At 54.2% G+C, this 16,744-nt stretch carries 19 protein-coding genes; 15 read left to right on the forward strand and 4 right to left on the reverse strand.

Translation table 11 applies throughout. The features are described 5' to 3' along the window. Window positions 1–88 precede the first annotated feature (88 nt). The 7 genes from AAZR23_RS02715 (at window position 89) to cysM (ending at window position 6,272) form a co-directional block, all read left to right on the forward strand. A complete protein-coding gene (locus AAZR23_RS02715; RefSeq protein WP_218427961.1) occupies window positions 89–985 on the forward strand; it encodes a Dyp-type peroxidase in 897 nt (298 codons plus the stop codon). 277 nt (window positions 986–1,262) lie between these two features. After that, window positions 1,263–1,430, forward strand: coding sequence for a DUF2933 domain-containing protein (locus tag AAZR23_RS02720; RefSeq protein ID WP_166707459.1), 168 nt, complete (start codon window positions 1,263–1,265; stop codon window positions 1,428–1,430). 114 nt (window positions 1,431–1,544) lie between these two features. After that, window positions 1,545–2,576, forward strand: coding sequence for a thiosulfate ABC transporter substrate-binding protein CysP (gene cysP / locus AAZR23_RS02725; RefSeq protein ID WP_046892484.1), 1,032 nt, complete (start codon window positions 1,545–1,547; stop codon window positions 2,574–2,576). Between the two features lies 1 nt (window position 2,577). Beyond that, entirely contained in the window at window positions 2,578–3,405 is an 828-nt protein-coding gene (cysT, locus tag AAZR23_RS02730) for a sulfate/thiosulfate ABC transporter permease CysT (RefSeq protein ID WP_434690411.1), read from the forward strand. Next, window positions 3,398–4,240, forward strand: a complete 843-nt coding sequence (cysW, locus tag AAZR23_RS02735) for a sulfate/thiosulfate ABC transporter permease CysW (protein ID WP_166707461.1) — start codon at window positions 3,398–3,400, stop codon at window positions 4,238–4,240. The genes cysT and cysW overlap by 8 nt, the downstream gene beginning before the upstream one ends. Continuing rightward, the gene (locus AAZR23_RS02740; RefSeq protein WP_434690414.1) at window positions 4,230–5,312 is read left to right on the forward strand and encodes an ATP-binding cassette domain-containing protein; all 1,083 of its coding nucleotides are present in this window, start codon (window positions 4,230–4,232) and stop codon (window positions 5,310–5,312) included. The genes cysW and AAZR23_RS02740 overlap by 11 nt, the downstream gene beginning before the upstream one ends. A gap of 78 nt (window positions 5,313–5,390) precedes the next feature. Then, window positions 5,391–6,272 carry a cysteine synthase CysM gene (gene cysM, locus AAZR23_RS02745; RefSeq protein WP_434690417.1) on the forward strand — a complete coding sequence of 294 codons (882 nt, stop codon included), beginning with the start codon at window positions 5,391–5,393 and terminating at the stop codon, window positions 6,270–6,272. Between the two features lie 4 nt (window positions 6,273–6,276). On the opposite strand, the gene AAZR23_RS02750 is transcribed toward cysM, so the two are convergent. The 4 genes from AAZR23_RS02750 to AAZR23_RS02765 all read right to left on the reverse strand — a co-directional run bounded on the left by AAZR23_RS02750 (window position 6,277) and on the right by AAZR23_RS02765 (window position 8,450). Next, window positions 6,277–6,729: a GNAT family N-acetyltransferase gene (locus tag AAZR23_RS02750; protein WP_434690418.1), complete on the reverse strand. Its 453-nt coding sequence runs from the start codon at window positions 6,727–6,729 to the stop codon at window positions 6,277–6,279. A gap of 66 nt (window positions 6,730–6,795) precedes the next feature. Further along, window positions 6,796–7,371, reverse strand: a complete 576-nt coding sequence (locus AAZR23_RS02755) for a class I SAM-dependent methyltransferase (RefSeq protein ID WP_166707465.1) — start codon at window positions 7,369–7,371, stop codon at window positions 6,796–6,798. 427 nt (window positions 7,372–7,798) lie between these two features. Beyond that, window positions 7,799–7,981: a DUF2526 family protein gene (locus AAZR23_RS02760; RefSeq protein WP_004241466.1), complete on the reverse strand. Its 183-nt coding sequence runs from the start codon at window positions 7,979–7,981 to the stop codon at window positions 7,799–7,801. 82 nt (window positions 7,982–8,063) lie between these two features. Continuing rightward, window positions 8,064–8,450, reverse strand: a complete 387-nt coding sequence (locus tag AAZR23_RS02765; RefSeq protein ID WP_166707466.1) for a YkgJ family cysteine cluster protein — start codon at window positions 8,448–8,450, stop codon at window positions 8,064–8,066. 387 nt (window positions 8,451–8,837) lie between these two features. Here AAZR23_RS02765 and AAZR23_RS02770 point away from each other — a divergent pair, with 387 nt between their 5' ends. The 8 genes from AAZR23_RS02770 to AAZR23_RS02805 are packed head-to-tail and all read left to right on the forward strand — an operon-like array spanning window position 8,838 to window position 16,734. Further along, complete coding sequence (locus AAZR23_RS02770; protein ID WP_434690421.1) at window positions 8,838–10,019, forward strand: ImpA family type VI secretion system protein; 1,182 nt, start codon at window positions 8,838–8,840, stop codon at window positions 10,017–10,019. A 28-nt stretch (window positions 10,020–10,047) separates the two neighbouring features. Then, window positions 10,048–10,566 (forward strand): Hcp family type VI secretion system effector, encoded by a 519-nt coding sequence (locus tag AAZR23_RS02775; protein ID WP_166707468.1) that lies wholly within the window; start codon window positions 10,048–10,050, stop codon window positions 10,564–10,566. Between the two features lie 57 nt (window positions 10,567–10,623). Continuing rightward, window positions 10,624–11,127: a type VI secretion system contractile sheath small subunit gene (gene tssB, locus AAZR23_RS02780; protein ID WP_166707469.1), complete on the forward strand. Its 504-nt coding sequence runs from the start codon at window positions 10,624–10,626 to the stop codon at window positions 11,125–11,127. Next, a complete protein-coding gene (gene tssC / locus AAZR23_RS02785) occupies window positions 11,127–12,608 on the forward strand; it encodes a type VI secretion system contractile sheath large subunit (protein WP_434690424.1) in 1,482 nt (493 codons plus the stop codon). Before tssB ends, tssC begins: the two co-directional genes overlap by 1 nt. A 15-nt stretch (window positions 12,609–12,623) precedes the next feature. Continuing rightward, window positions 12,624–13,961, forward strand: coding sequence for a type VI secretion system contractile sheath domain-containing protein (locus tag AAZR23_RS02790; RefSeq protein WP_434690426.1), 1,338 nt, complete (start codon window positions 12,624–12,626; stop codon window positions 13,959–13,961). Continuing rightward, window positions 13,958–14,362: a GPW/gp25 family protein gene (locus AAZR23_RS02795; RefSeq protein ID WP_218427985.1), complete on the forward strand. Its 405-nt coding sequence runs from the start codon at window positions 13,958–13,960 to the stop codon at window positions 14,360–14,362. Before AAZR23_RS02790 ends, AAZR23_RS02795 begins: the two co-directional genes overlap by 4 nt. Further along, window positions 14,355–16,088, forward strand: a complete 1,734-nt coding sequence (locus AAZR23_RS02800) for a type VI secretion system baseplate subunit TssF (RefSeq protein ID WP_434690429.1) — start codon at window positions 14,355–14,357, stop codon at window positions 16,086–16,088. Before AAZR23_RS02795 ends, AAZR23_RS02800 begins: the two co-directional genes overlap by 8 nt. After that, complete coding sequence (locus AAZR23_RS02805) at window positions 16,075–16,734, forward strand: type VI secretion system baseplate subunit TssG (RefSeq protein WP_434690431.1); 660 nt, start codon at window positions 16,075–16,077, stop codon at window positions 16,732–16,734. Before AAZR23_RS02800 ends, AAZR23_RS02805 begins: the two co-directional genes overlap by 14 nt. Window positions 16,735–16,744 lie beyond the last annotated feature (10 nt).

Consider the following 16,744-nt stretch of genomic DNA (forward strand, 5'->3'; position numbering starts at 1 on the left):
TGAACTTGCGGAATAGCAATGTAATTCCGTGTCAGTGATTTATGATAAGGCCATTTCCTGATCAGACTGACGATGCAAAGGGAGCAATATGTCACAAGCACAAAGCGGTATTCTGCCGGAACACTGCCGTTTCGGTATTTTTATTGAAGCAAACACGAAAGATGATTTACCGGCAATCCGGCGCGGTTGTCAGATTTTCCTGGCGGCACTGAAAAAATTACAGGCACAATTTGCCTCTGATCAGCTGAGTGCGACAGTGGCATTCGGTCATGATCTGTGGCGTCAGCTGGGCAGTGAGAGCAGTGCGCCGGAACTGAAAAACTTCCGTGAACTGGGGCGCGGTCTGGCACCGGCCACTCAGTATGATTTACTGATCCACATTCATTCTCAGCGTCATGATATCAACTTCTCGCTGGCACAGGCGGCGGTGGCGGCATTTGCCGGTGCGGTTGATATTCAGGGTGAAACACACGGTTTCCGCTGGACAGAAGAGCGCGACCTGAGCGGTTTCATTGACGGTACTGAAAACCCGGAAGGGGAAGAGCGTCCGGATGTGGCACTGATCGCGGATGGAGAAGATGCGGGCGGCAGTTATATCCTCACACAGCGCTGGGCGCACAGCCTGAATAAATGGACGCGTTTTTCCGAAGAGCAGCAGGAAAAAATGATTGGCCGCACCAAAGCAGACAGCACCGAGCTGGATGAGAATGTGCGTAACGTGACTTCCCATGTATCCCGTGTGGTCATTGAGGAGGAGGGCGAAGAACTTTCCATTCTGCGCCAGAGCCTGCCGTACGGTACTGCCAGTGGTGAGCACGGACTGTTCTTTATCGCGTACTGCGGTCGTCTGCACAATATTGAGCAGCAACTGCTGAGTATGTTCGGTGAAACTGACGGCAAATTTGATGATCTGCTGCGTTTCAGTAAACCGAAAACAGGTGCTTACTATTATGCGCCGTCGCTGGAACAGCTGAGCGCGCTGTAATAGCAGATTATGCGGTGAGTCACACAGTTGCTTATGTATAGCTGAAGCAACGGACAAGTGAACGAAAAGCATGCGCGTCATGGATGACGCGCCTGAGCTTACAGGGAGGTATTTACAGCGGCTTTTCGTTTTGTCTGTTGTGGCAGCGCTCCCGGACACTACCAACCGGCACTGTCTTTATCCTTACAAAAACAAAGGTTAAATGACACTATTCCGCTGTACCTTCCCCTGAGGGCAACCCCTATCCTGCAGGTATCAACCACACAGGAGGTTCCCCATGTACGAATTTTTCAGAGAAAACTGGTTTCTGCTGATGTTACTGATTTGCCCGCTGATGCACTTCTTTATGCACAGAGGACACGGTTCACACGGCAGTTGTGATCACAATCAGCATAATGAAAAAGCATCAGCAAAGCAGGAAGAAAAGAAACATATCGATGCATAATATCCGGAAGGAAATAATCACTATATATAATTCCATAATGGTATAAGTAAATGGCTTGTATCACTTTACTGATATATGCACACTGACCGGAGTTCCCTGAAACGCATCATCATAATGAGGTTCTCCGCCGTGAAACTGTCTGCCAACGCTGTATTACCTGCCGGTCTGCTGCTCCTCTCTGCGGTGTGGAGTGGCGCCGCCGGTGCTGCTCAGCTGCTGAACAGCTCCTATGATATTGCCCGTGAGTTATTCACGGACATTAATCCGTTGTTTGAAAAACAGTGGAATGCGGAACACCCGGACGATCCGCTGACTATCCGCCAGTCGCACGGCGGCTCCTCAAAACAGGCCCTGGCGATATTACAGGGACTGCGGGCAGATGTGGTCACTTATAACCAGGTGACAGATGTGCAGATTCTGCATGATAAAGGAAACCTGCTGGCGGCTGACTGGCAGGCCCGTCTGCCGAATAACAGTTCTCCGTATTATTCCACCATGGCTTTTCTGGTGCGCAAAGGAAACCCGAAACAGATAAAAGACTGGGATTCCCTGCTGCGTGATGATGTGAAAATCGTCTTCCCGAATCCGAAAACCTCCGGTAACGGCCGCTATACTTACCTGGCTGCGGAGGGTTTCTGGCAGCAGAAAAACGGTAAAAACAGTGCTAAAACGCAGGAGCAGATGAAAAAATTCCTCAGTAATGTCGCGGTATTTGATACCGGCGGCCGCGGAGCCACCACGTCATTTATCGACCGCGGGCTGGGAGATGTACTGATCAGTTTTGAATCAGAAGTGAATAATATCCGCAATGAATATGGCGCGGATGATTACGATGTTATCGTTCCGGCATCGAATATTCTGGCGGAATTTCCGGTGGCGCGGGTGGATAAAAACACGGAAAAAAATGGCACTCAGGCCGTTGCTGATGCGTATCTGACTTTCCTGTACAGCCCGGCTGCGCAGGCAAAAATGACTCAGTTTAATTACCGTGTTACCGACCCGGATGTGATGGCGGCGACCAAAGGACAATTTCCGCCGGTCACGCTGTTTAAAGTGGAAGATCAGTTTGGTTCATGGTCTGAAGTGATGAAAAGTCGTTTTAATTCAGGCGGTGAATTTGACACTCTGATGGCTCAGGGACGCTGATATGGCAAGGCGGGTATTGCCGGGATTCGGCCTGTCCCTCGGGTTTACCCTGCTTTACAGCGGGCTGATCCTGCTGCTGCCCCTCACCGCGCTGGTATTACAGCTGTCACAGATGAGCTGGGCGCAGTACTGGCAGGTGATCACCGGTCCGCAGGTGGTTGCCGCCTATAAAGTCACGCTGCTCGCTGCGCTGGCCGCCAGTCTGTTCAATGCTGTTTTTGGTGTGCTGATGGCCTGGATTCTGACCCGCTACCGCTTTCCCGGCCGCCGTATTCTCGACGGCCTGATGGATCTGCCCTTTGCACTGCCCACCGCGGTAGCGGGGCTGACACTCGCCACACTGTTTGCCCCCAACGGCTGGTACGGCCGTTTTTTTGACTCATTTAATATCACGCTGGTGAATACCTGGATTGGTATTGCTGTCGCGATGATGTTTACCAGTATTCCGTTTGTTGTCCGCACGGTACAGCCGGTGCTGGAAACCCTGAAACCGGAATATGAGGAAGCGGCAGAAACGCTGGGTGCTTCGCGTTTTCAGATATTCTGCCGTGTGATCTGGCCGGAAATTGCGCCTGCCGCCCTGGCGGGCACCGTTTTATCGTTTACCCGCAGTCTCGGTGAGTTCGGCGCGGTGATTTTTATCGCCGGTAATCTGGCGTGGCAGACGGAAGTGGTATCGTTCCTGATTTTTGTCCGTTTGCAGGAATTTGAATATCCGGCAGCAGCAGCTATTGCCTCTGTGGTGCTGATGACATCACTGGTGCTGCTGCTGGCGGTGAATATCATCCAGAGCCGCGCCGGGTTGCGCACAGGCAGGTCACATGGCTGATTCATTGCGCCGCAGGCGTTTCCCGTGGCAGAAGTGGCTGCTGATTGGCGCCGGTCTGCTGCTGACGTTTGTGATCCTGATTGTTCCGCTGATATGGATTTTTGTCACCGCGTTATCTGACGGTATCGGTGGTGTGGTCCGGGCGCTGGCGGAGGCGGATATGCTGCATGCTATCTGGCTGACGCTGATTGTGGCGCTGATCACCGTACCGGTGAATCTGATTTTCGGCACACTGCTGGCGTGGCTGGTGACACGGTTCCGTTTTCCCGGCCGTCAGTTGCTGCTGACGCTGGCTGATCTGCCGTTTGCGGTATCGCCGGTGATTGCCGGGCTGCTTTACCTGCTGCTGTACGGCTCGAACAGCTGGCTTGGCGGGTTTCTGGAAAGCTCGCTGGATACCCAAATCATGTTTGCGCTGCCGGGGATTGTGCTGGTGACTATTTTTGTGACCTGTCCCTATGTGGTCAGGGAGCTGGTGCCGGTGATGCTCAGTCAGGGGGCTCAGGAAGAAGAAGCTGCTGTACTGCTGGGAGCCCGTGCGTGGCAGATTTGGTGGCGGGTGACGCTGCCGAATATCCGCTGGCCGTTGTTTTACGGTGTGATACTGACCAATGCCCGTGCTATCGGGGAGTTTGGTGCGGTCTCAGTGGTTTCCGGGGCGATTCGCGGGGAGACGTTCACTTTGCCGCTGCAGGTGGAATTATTGCATCAGGATTATCAGACGGTGGCGGCGTTTACCGCATCCGGGCTGCTGGCGCTGATGGCTGTTGTGACCTTATGCATTCGTCACGGGGTGATGGCATATCAGGGATACCGGAGGAAATATGAGCATTGAAATCCGTCATCTGACACATCATTTCGGCGCAGAGCCGGTATTGCAGGATATCTCGCTGTCGGTGGCGGACGGTGAAATGGTGGCGTTACTGGGGCCGTCCGGCTCCGGAAAAACCACACTGCTGCGCATTATTGCCGGGCTGACGCCTCATACCGCCGGTGAACTGTATATCAGCGGTGAGGAAGTCTCCGGAATGGCCGCCGGTGAGCGCCGTGCCGGGTTTGTATTCCAGCACTATGCGTTGTTCCGGCATATGACGGTGTTTGACAATATTGCGTTCGGGCTGACCGTTCTGCCGCGTAAAACACGGCCGTCAAAAATACAGATCCGCGATAAAGTAATGTCACTGCTGGAAAAAATTCAGATGCCGCACCTGGCGGACCGGTATCCGGCGCAGCTTTCCGGAGGGCAGCAGCAGCGGGTGGCACTGGCCAGAGCGCTGGCGGCGGAGCCGCGTATCCTGCTGCTGGATGAGCCGTTCGGTGCACTGGATGCCGGGGTGAGAACCGAACTGCGCCGCTGGCTGCGTCAGCTGCATCAGTCGCTGGGATTCACCGCTGTGTTTGTGACACACGATCAGGAAGAAGCACTGGAAGTGGCCGACCGTATCGTGGTAATGCGCAGCGGGCATATAGAGCAGGTCGCGGCACCGGAAAGCCTCGGCAATGATGACAGTAACCGTTTTGTGACGGAATTTCTTGGTCAGATAAATATTTTTCGCGGTGATATCGGTACTGACGGTGTGGTACGGGTCGGCGGTGTGCATCAGCCGGTTACCGCGCTGACGGCCGGTTCCGGGCCGGTGGCGGTATTTGTCCGCCCGTGGTCGCTGACACTGAAACATACGTTTTCAGCAGATGCGGTTGCTGCACGGATAGTGACGCTCCGTTCACACGGTCACTACCGTACTGCGGTGGTGACCACGGAAGCCGCAGAAGATGAAGTGACGGTGATATTACCGCCGGACACCCGCGCTGCTGCCGGTGATTCTGTCTGGCTGACTATCAGAGAGCTGCGGCTGTTCCGCGGTGAACACGAACTGGCACTGCTGCCGCAGGCGCAGTGCGCATGAACATGAGAATAAATCCGGTTGCATATTGCCTTGCTGCGGCGGTATGGTTTCAGTTTACGGCTCAGGAGGCTGAATAACGTGGCATCTATCAGTAATAGTATCGGTAATACCCCGCTTTTCCGGCTTGCCCGGCTGGGGGAAGAGTACGGTGCGGAAATCTGGATCAAACCGGAAGGCAATAACCCCGGCGGCTCGGTAAAAGATCGTGCGGCAAAAAGTATGATTGAAGGCGCTGAACAGCGCGGGGAAATTCGTCCCGGCGACACGCTGATTGAAGCCACCAGCGGCAATACCGGTATTGCACTGGCGATGATTTCCGCCATACGCGGATACAAATTAAAATTGCTGATGCCGGAAAATATGAGTGCCGAACGTCAGGCCGCCATGAAGGCGTACGGTGCGGAACTGGTGCTGGTCAGCCGGGCGCAGGGCATGGAAGGAGCACGGGATCTGGCGCGGCAGATGGCAGCGGACGGGGAGGGGTATGTGCTCGATCAGTTTAATAACCCCGATAATCCGCTGGCCCACTACCGGACAACCGGCCCGGAGATCTGGCAGCAGACCGCTGGCCGTATCACACATTTTGTTTCCGCGATGGGCACCACCGGCACCATCACCGGGGTGGCGCGTTACCTGAAAGAGGTCGCGCCGCAGGTGAATATCACCGGTCTGCAACCGGCGGAAAACAGCCAGATTCCGGGGATACGGCGCTGGTCACCGGGGTATCTGCCGGGTATTTTTCAGCCGCAGCTGGTGGATGATATTCTGGATATTACCCAGCAGGACGCGGAGAACACCATGCGTCAGCTTGCACAGCAGGAAGGTATTTTCTGCGGGGTCAGCTCCGGCGGGGCGGTAGCCGGTGCGCTGAGGATTGCGAAAGAAAAACCGGGAGCGGTGATTGTGGCTGTCATTTGCGATCGCGGTGACCGTTATCTCTCAACCGGTGTCTTCGGCTGAGACATCATCCCGCTGTTTTGCCGGTATATTTCATGTGCAGCAGCGGGAACGGGTTTCCCTCACCATCCAGTTCAGAACGGCCTGTATGTATAAAGCCCATATGGCGGTAAAAACCGGCGCCCTGCGGGTTTTGTTCATTCACATCCAGCTCATCGGCCTGTAACTGCTCAACCGCATAATTCAGCAGGAATTTACCGGTGCCTTTGCCGCGTATTGCCGCATCCGCAAACAGCATCTCAATCCGGTTTCCGTCTGTGCCGAGGAAGCCGTGAATCTCTCCGTTTTCATCCTGTGCCATCACTACATTCAGATTCGGCAGATAGGTATTCAGCAGCAGCGGACGCAGCTTTTCAATATCAGCCTCACTTAAAAAATCATGTGTGGCGCGGACGGATGATTCCCAGATAGCCACAAGGCGCGGAAAATAAGCCGGTTTTGCAGGAATGACAGTTAACATAATAACCTGTAAATCAGAGGTATTGAGATGGCAGGTGTCCCGGTATGGCGGGACACCTGCGGATGATCAGTTATTGGTATGACGTCTTTTAGGGGTACAGATATACACCCACGCCGGCGGAACGTTAAACATCACACGCTCTTTACGGAAATGGAAATAGCGGTGCAGGTATTTCTCAAACTTGGTGGTGTACTGAAACAGAATAAACTGTCCGTTACTGATTTCAAGATTGTCACGTACTGCTTTCAGAATACGCAGCCCGACCCGGCGGTCAATTGACAGGAACGGCAGGCCGGAAAAAATCACATTATACGGGTGGTTCAGTTTTTCTGCCGAGTCCGAAAAAATCCCCAGACGGCTGTCCTGAAATTTATTCAGCAGACTGACAAAATACGGATCAATCTCGTAGGCATCCAGTTTTGCCTGCGGATTCATCTGATCCAGAATCTGACGGGTGATAACCCCGGTACCGGCACCCAGTTCAGCAAAATGCTGAACACCGTTCCAGTCGACGTGGCGGACCATTGCACGACACAGCCAGCGTGATGAGGGGGTAATGGTTCCCATGGTTGCCGGAGACGCAATAAATTTTTTAATGTACGCGTAATAGCTCAGTAACGGTGAATAGTTTGATACTTCCATAATAAGCATTCCTTACAAACCCGGCAGATGTTCAGCAAAACAGAACACAACATACAACGCACGTTTAAATGGTCACGTCGGTGAAACATATTCAATATCATATGCTGATTATTCCCTTTCCTCTATAGATAAATAAGGTATTTTTTAGCAGAGAATAAAATGATAAATTTCATAAAACTGTAATATAAAACAATAATATACTGTGTCTTATTTTCGGTTTTTAATTAATGGGCAGATAAGATTGATTTGTTATAAATAATAATCAGATGAATGAATAAGGTAGCTGACAGGAAAAGAATAGCGGATTAAGCGGCCGTTAGTACAGGGATGACAGCGATTTTTGCAAAAGCTGACATTAACGGAATAAACATGACACTCCGCACCGGCATATTATGCTGAATAAAAGCCGGTACGGAATAAGAATTAACTAGTGATGTATTTTTCCGTGATCCATTATCGCCTGACGGAGGCGCTGCTGTAACTCATAACGCTGTTCATACGGCAGCGGGTTACTGTCACCCAGGCTGACCATCAGTTCATTCATTTCAGTGATACTGTTACTCTCAATGGCTTTTTCCACATCAGCAACACTTTGTGCATAATCGCTCATACGGCTGTCCTTATTCAGTCTGATTTTAATGCTGCTATCCTACCTGAACAGCCGTAAAAACGTTAGTGCAAAACGGCGGTGCTCAGGCGGCGTGATCATTATGCCGGGATGGCGGTTCCAGCGGAGGCAGGCCGTGTGCGGCTCTTGCCCGGTCACAGGCGGCATTGTGCACACCGCTGACCCATGACTGATCAAATTCACGGCAGGGGGACGGACGCTGTGTGTAGATACTGCATGCCACACACTGACCGACTTCCCCCTGAAGATTGATACAGCGCGGGGATTTCTGATCTGTACCTTTCATACAGGCCATAAAATCATTCACTTTTTCTGTCATCTCTGCCGGTACCACACCGCCCGTGATATCCATTTCTCCGTGATAAAATGAGACCCGGAAATAGGCACAGCATGCCCCGCACTGCATACAGGGATTGGTGTCCGCATCAGTAAACGCAATTACATTACTCATGATAGTTAGCCACATTATGCAAACGCGGTGATAATTTCACCGCCGACCGAGTTTTGTCCTGAATAAATCTTCAGGGCGGATTATTGTTTTTATTTTACCGCTGAAATTCATCAAAAATAAACAGCAACAGATCACAAAATAATGGGTAAAGCTAAAATAATAAGTCTGCTAATAAAGGATGATCAGGATTATTATCTGATATTTAAGCTAATTTTATGTTTTTAAAAGATAAAGTAAATTCAGTGCCGACGGTGTTCTCCTGCACAATCTGCTGCCGCAGTCTGGCGCAAAGCTAAAAAAATCAATGAAGTTGCTGACAGTGGTAATCCTTTCAATATGGTTTACTTTCCGCATCGGAAAACAGGCTCGGAAAGTAAAGGGAAAGGTATGCCATTGTCTCAGGATGAGCAGAAAGCACTGTGGTTGCCCGTCTGTGAAACACAGCCGCAGGGGGAGTATTTAAAAGCAGACAGTGCCCGTTACCGGCCGCTGCGTAATCTGTTCAATATCGCCCAGTCTTCACTGCGCCGCCTGTTACAGCAAACCGATGAGGACAGCAGGGTGCAGCACCGGCAGCAGATGCTTGCCGATCAGACCGCACTGGCGGATGCGCTGTTTCCGGTTCTGGCAGATACTGCCCGTGATATCAGTCTTTCCGGCTGGTATCTCTGGTGTCAGATTTTACAGGACCCGTCTCTCTGCGCCCTTGAGCAGTCTCTTGCCTGGTTCTCTGTCCAGATGACAGAGCACTGGGAACACCTGCCGCCGCAACATACGGAAGACCCGCAGGCAGAGCAGATAAAATTACAGGAACTGAGTCTGATTCTGGGCACCGGTACCGAAAATTGTTTGTTTTACAGTGCGGTATTACTGTTGCCGGTGGCGGATGACATCCCCTATTACCATTATCTGCAATGTCAGCACCGCGGAGCGCTGCCGGATCTCCCGGCGCGCTCTGAAGAAGCCCGGACAGATGCCCGTCAGCGCATTGATATGCTGACACAGTGCCTGGCGCACTTACAGCCGCTGGCTGCATTTTTTGCGGCACGAAGCGCTGCCGGCACAGTACATCCCGCCTTTTTTACCGAATTACTGACCGGTTACCGCAGCGCTGTGATGGCTGTCAGCGGTCTGCCGTTGTCAGCCCCCCCGGTAACGGATGTACAGCCGGAATCTCCGCCGCAAAAACCGGTATCGCCGGCAGCGGGACAGACCGCCCGCCCGGATTTTCCGGCACTCAGTCAGCGTAATCATCATAACCGTGATACGGCACTGCGGCAGTTGCGCGAAATTTCGCGCTATTTCAGAGACAGCGAACCTCACAGCCCGATCTCCTACCTGCTGGAAAAAGCCATCCGCTGGGGACAGATGTCTCTGGCCGGGCTGTGGCAGGAAATATTACTGGAAGACAACAGTACACTGCTGGACCGGATTTTTTCACTGACCGGTCTGAATGACATGCAGATGACGGAATTGCCGGAGCCGGAAAGCGCTATATCCGGCACGGCATCCGCAGATGAAAACCCGACCTTACCGGCAGAGCGCGGTAATACCGCACTGCGCTGGTAATTATTACACACACATAATAAGGATAGTTATGGCAAGTATTTATATGCGAATTGATGGCGTTGATATTAAAGGCGGCGCAACAGTTATCGGCCTGGACGGCACAAACTGGTTTGCGGTGGATTCTTACAGCTGGGGAGGTTCCCGCAATGTGGCGATGGATATCGGTAACGGCAATAACGCCGATTCCGGTATGGTCGCGATTCAGCCGGTCAGTGTGGCAAAACAGATTGATGGTGCATCGGAAGATCTGCTTTCTTTCCTGTTTAATCCGGGCAAAGAAGGTAAAACGGTGGAAATCGCCTTTACCAAACCGGAAGCTGACGGTTCCGGTGCATCGGTGTATTTCCAGATCAAACTTTCTCATGCCCGCCTGACCGGTTACAACGTCAGCGGTTATGACGGCGCACAGCCGCATGAAATGATCACGTTCTCCTATGTGGAGATTTCACAGAAACATTCCTATGAACTGGAAGGCGGTGAGCTGAAAGAGGGCGGCATTGTTACTTACAACCTGCCGCAGGGCAAACTGCTGTCCGGCGCGAAATAATACTGAACGGGAAGCCTGAGGGCTTCCCGTTTTCTTGATAACCGCAGGAAAATTGTTATGGCAATGAATGCACAGCACAAGCGGGTAAATAAAAACCGCGTCAGTATTACGTATGATGTTGAAGTAAACGGGGAATCAGAAAACCGGGAGCTGCCGTTTGTCGTCGGGGTGGTCGGTGATTTCTCCGGCCACAAACCGGCGGATAAAAAATGTGCGCCGGAAGACCGGGAATTTACCGGTATTGATAACGACAATTTTAATGATGTGATGGCGCAGGTAAACCCGGAACTGACCTTTAATGTCACCAATACACTCAGTGATGACGGCAGTGAATTTCCGGTTGAACTCTCTTTTACCTCGATGGCGGATTTCCATCCGGAAAATCTGGTTAATCAGATTGCACCGCTTAAATCGCTGGTTGAAACACGTAATCAGCTGAAAACGCTGCTCAGCAAAGCAGACCGCTCCCGTGATCTGGAGCAGTTGCTCAAAGAAATCCTGCAAAACACTGAAGCGCTGAGTTCGCTTTCCTCCGAGCTGGCTGTACAGGAGGAACGCTGATGAGCGACACCCTGCAGCAACAGGCGGCAGCATCACAGAGCACGGCGGAACTCAGTTTTCTGGATCGCGCAGTGCAGGCCACCGTGCAGACGCCGCCGGATACCACCCGTGATCTGATGAGCGCGCTGACCCGTCAGGCCATGGCGGGCACCGTGAGCTGGGACAAAAACCTGACGCTCACGCTGCGTAAAGCGATCGCACTGATTGATGAAAAAATTTCAGCACAATTATCCGAAGTGATGACCGCTCCGGATTTCCGGCGGCTGGAGGGCAGCTGGCTGGGGCTGCATAAGCTGGTCAGGGAGAGTGACCCCGGCGCTGATCTGAAAATCCGTATGGCGGATTACACCAAAACCGAGCTGCTGCAACAGTTTGAGAATGCACCGGCGATTGATCGCAGCCCGTTTTTTAACTGTGTTTATCAGGCGGAGTTCGGTACCGCGGGCGGTCAGCCGTACGGGGTGCTGCTCGGGGATTTTGAATTTGGCTACGGTGATGAGGATGTGGCGCTGCTGCGTTACATCGGCGAAGTGGCCAGTGCCTCACATGCGCCGTTTGTGGCGGCGGCGGGGCAGTCGATGTTTGATTTTCAGTCAGTGACCCAATTTGCAGACGGCAAACCGGTGGCCGCCGGGTTTGATGCTCCCGCGTATGCCTCGTGGAATGCATTCCGCTCCTCCGATGAATCCCGTTATGTGGCACTGACACTGCCGAAAACCCTGGCGCGTCAGCCTTACGGCACCGGCGGAAAAAGTATCAGCGGATTTGAGTTTGAGGAATTACCGCAGCGGGCGGACGGCTCTGCGCAGGTATCGTCACAGGATCAGTTTGTCTGGAGCAATGCGGCCTATGCTTACGGGTTGCTGCTGACACAGGCTTACCGCCGCTTCGGCTGGTGTACTGCGGTGCGCGGGGCGGAGAATGGCGGCAAAGTGGATAATCTGCCGAATTATATTTACCGCAATGATGCCCGTGACACCGTTCAGCTTTGCCCGGCACAGGTGAATCTCACCGATGAGCGGGAAAAAGAGCTCAGTGACCTTGGCTTTCTGCCGCTGGTGCATTACAAAAATGCTGCACACGGCGTATTTATGGGCGCGCAGACTGTACATAAACCGAAAATCTATACTGATCCGGCGGCGACCGCTAATGCGGCAATTTCAGCCAGACTGCCTTACGTCATGGCAAGCAGCCGTATCGCACAGTATCTGAAGGTGATTGGCCGTGACCGTGTCGGTTCAAATCTTTCGGCGGCGGATGTGGAAAAATCCCTCGATCGCTGGCTGCATCAGTATGTTAATCCCAATGCTATCGGCAATGAAGCCAAAGCCACGCATCCGCTGGCGGAGGCCAAAGTTACTGTGACAGATTTACCCGGCCGTCCCGGTATGTATGCGGCGGTGGCGTGGATACGGCCATGGCTGCAGATGGAAGCGCTTACGGCTTCGCTGCGGATGGTGGCGGATATTCCGGGCGGGTAATACAGGATGTCACGGATGACGGATTTTCAGACTGCGCTGCATCAGGCGGCGGCCCGGCAGGATCACAGTCAGTTTTGTGCGCTGATACAACACGCTGTTCACAGTATCGACCGGTTGTGCACCACTCAGCTGCAACAGGTGCTGCATCACCCGGATTTCTGCGCGCTGGAAGCCCGCTGGCGCAGTCTGCGTCATCTGACCGCCCTGGTTACATCCCCCCGGCGGGTGGTTATCCGTCTGCTGGATCTCTCCTGGCCGCTGCTGGCCCGGGAGCTGAACACCGCCTTTGATATCCGTCATACCCTGTTATACCGCCTGCTGTATCAGCGTGAACTGAACACGGCGGGGGGATTGCCGTTCGGGCTGCTGCTGGTGGATCACCAGATGGTGTTTACCGGCGGTGGTGAGTATGACGAGCTGTATACCGCCACCCGGCTGGCTGAGCTGGGAGAGGTGTCATTATGTCCGGTGATCACCGGAACTGACCCGCATTTTACCGGAGATGACCTGCACTGGTTCTCCGCGGATCACGACAGAATTTCCCGTATTCTGAACAGCCCGGATTACTGCCTGTGGCAAAAGTTACGTTGTCACGAACAGGCGCGCTTTCTTTATCTCGCGCTGCCGCGTTTTCTGCTGCGTTATCCGCATACAACACCCCGCTGCGGTTTTGTTTATCAGCCGGATAATCCGCATGGCGGGGAATTATGGGGCAATGCTGCCTGGCTGGTGGTGATGAATGTTATCCGTGAGTTTGAGCGGATCAGCTGGTTTGGCTTTTTGCGCAGTTATGACAGCGGCGGCACGCAGGGGGCGATAGTGGCTCCGCTGACAGGAGGAGATGCGCTTACGCCGCCGGAGATAGTCACGGAAACCGATCTGGCCTGCGAACAGGATAATTTCTGGGCAGAACAGGGGCTGACCGCCTGTACTTCACTGTATCTCAGCGGGCAGTACGGTTTTTTCAGTTATTACAGTGTCTGGCTGCCGCCGGAGCCCCGCTGGCGGCAACTGACCATGCTGCCGGTGAATCTGATGGCATGCCGGTTTGCGCATGCCATCCGGACGCAGATCCGCGACAAAATCGGCAATTTTGATTCCCCGGCTGCGTGTCAGCGTGCAGTGGAAAAATGGCTGAAACGTTATGTCAGCGATGTTGATTACGGCGAGGATGTCATTATGGCTGATTATCCGCTGCGCCGTGCGTCTGTCATCATGAGTGCGGACCCGGCGGATCCGGCGCGTTATCAGTGCCGTATCTGCCTGCAGCCGCAGTATCAGTACGATATCAGCGAGGCGAATGTGGATCTCACACTCTGGTTTTCCCGGCCGCAGGGAGAGGTGTTGTTATGAGCCTGCTCGAACGGCTGTGCCACGAAGCGGATGAGCCGCCGTATCAGCCCTGTACGGAACGGGCGGTTACGGCGCATCTGTACCGGATCATCAACGCCAGAGCACCGATCTGGCAGGACGGCAGGAAAGGCAGCGGTATCGCCGGGTTTGGTCAGAGCCATCTGCTGCGGGCGCAGGGAAAATTCCATCTCACGGCAATCACACAGGAAATCGAAAGTCTTATCCGCTGCTATGAGCCGCGCTTACAGCAGGTGAGTGTCAGCATCGTGCCGCATTCATACCGGCAGCATCAGATTCATTTTGAGATCACCGCACTGTACGGCGGCCGGGAAGTGTGTCTGCCGGTCTGTCTGGATTTTAATGCCGGACAACTGATAAACACGGAGGCCGCCGGTGCGTGACAACACACTATATTATTTTGAACAGCAGCGGCAGCAGCTGCTGGAGGGGCTGGATGCTTTCTGTCGTCAGCATCCGCATCAGGCGCAGTTGCTGGGGATCAGCAGACAGACGATTACCGATCCGCAACTGCGTGCGCTTCTCGATGGCGTGGCGTATCTGACGGGTCTGACGGCGCAGCAGCTGGATCTGACTGCGCCGCAGCTGACAGAAACACTTGTCCGTACTGTGTTTCCGGACTACCTGCGCCCGGTGCCTGCGCTGCTGCCGGTGGTATTCACACCGCAGGCGGCGGCACAGGTGCAGACGCTGGCGGCGGATACACCGTTCACCACCCTGAACGCCGCCGGGGATACCATACACTGGCGGACACAGCAGCCGCTGACGCTGACGCCGCTGGCAATAACCGGACACCGGTTTATTCCGCAGGCGGTGATCTATCCGGAGCAGGGGGAGAGCCGTACCGCAGCCTGTTCCCTGCAACTGACTTTTTCGGTGACCGTGCCGGGGCTTCCGGTATCAGAACTGAATCTGACATCTCTGACGCTGCATTTTACCGGCGATGGCGAGCTTCCCTGGCTGATTGATGATGCTGTTCACCGTCAGTGTGCCGCCATCCGGCTGAATGCCGGGGAAACAGAGATGTTTTTACCGCCGCAGGCGTGTCAGCGATTACCGCTGACTCAGCGTACGGAAGCGGAAGATAATGTGCAGGCACTGTTATATGACGCGCTGTGGTATCCGGAACAGGCGGCAGGCACGGTGATATCACCGGCGGATTCACTGCAGCAGTGCAGCGGGCAGGATTTCACACTGACATTTATTTTCCGCGACATGCTGCCGGAACCGGCACGCTTTGCCCGCAGTGACAGCATCGTGCTGTTCCGTACGGTTCTGACAAACTGCTTTGAACATCAGAGTGAGCCGTTACGGGTATCGCCGGACACCAATCCGCACCCGCTGTGCGCAGATACCCGGGCGGACGTACTTTTGTATTCAGCGGACGCGGTGACGGATATCACCACACTGCCTGCCCGGCCGGTGCCGCAGCTGTACCATCAGCCGGTCACGCAGCGCTCTGGCTGCTGCTGGCAGCCGGTGTGCGGCACGACGGGAAACGTGACACATCTTAACTGCCTGTTATCTGATGAAGACAGCGGGGAGAGACATGAACGGCTCTGGGTTGTGTGCGGACGAGGGACTCAGGGAGCGCTGGCAGAGACAGCGGCCGGAGAACCGGTCACACCGCAGCAGGCCGATCCGCTGACCTATCATGCTATGGCTGCTCAGCGGGCAATGCAGCTTCCTCTGCCGGTGCAGCCGGATCCGTGCGCGCTCTTTTTACGGCTCCGGCAGACCCGGCTGACGGATCTTACTGATTCACCGGACGGTGCCGCACCACTCAAAGCCCTGTTGTCGCTGTATGACCGGCAGAATTCACCGGTGATCACCGCGCTGATTGCCGCCATTGAAGAGGTCACATCCTCACCCGGCGTGACTGTCCGTTTTTATCATCACCTTCCGCTGACGATTCCGGGGCGGCATATTACCGTCACACTGGCACACAACACGCCCGTGGCAGGAACGGCCTTCTTTGCCGCACTGCTGGAAGCACTTTTCTCCGCACTGAGTCATGACCATGAATTTATTCAGCTCATACTGCGCTGCCGTAATGACCGTGGTGCGGCATATCACGGGCCGGTAAGGATCGCTGATGAGCCGTTCTGATCCCCCCGGCCTGCTCGGTACCGGTGGTGTGCTGCCGCGTTATATTACCGGCCCGGTGGCGGAATATGCACAGGCTCACCAGCAGACCGCCCCGCAGGATTTTTTTCTGGTTTTTGATGCGGTCTGCCGCCGGTTACAGCAGACGGCAGACCGGCAGCACGGCGGACAATCCGCTGCTGCGGAATTACCGCTGACAACGCTGATACAGACATTGCTGCCGGAAGCGGCTGTCTGTTACCCGGCAGCGGCGCAGGTATGGGGCGGCAATACCCGGCTGCGGGCACTGAACAGGACAGTATCGGCTTTTTTTGCCTGCCGCACAGAATTTCAGTACGCCCCGCCTGTCCGTATGCCGTATCACCCGCCTGCCGGCACCGGAAACTGCCTCGGCGGCGGTGCGCTGGCAGGCACGCACTGCTATCTGCGGAATGCGCATCTGCAGGTACATGTATTTACTGATCCGCTGCAACCCCGCGACAGCTGGCAGACCGGCGGAGAATATCACCATTATCTCGGATTATTTATCCGTACCTTTTTCCGCCGTCCGCTGACGTTTGACGTTATTTTCCGGACAGATAACACACAGATGATGCCTGCACAACTTGCTGCTGCCGCATTACGGCTGGGACGAAATACCCGGCTCTGACAAGGAACCG

The organism is Morganella sp. Je.2.23, assembly GCF_051129855.1.
Classification (GTDB): domain Bacteria; phylum Pseudomonadota; class Gammaproteobacteria; order Enterobacterales; family Enterobacteriaceae; genus Morganella; species Morganella sibonii.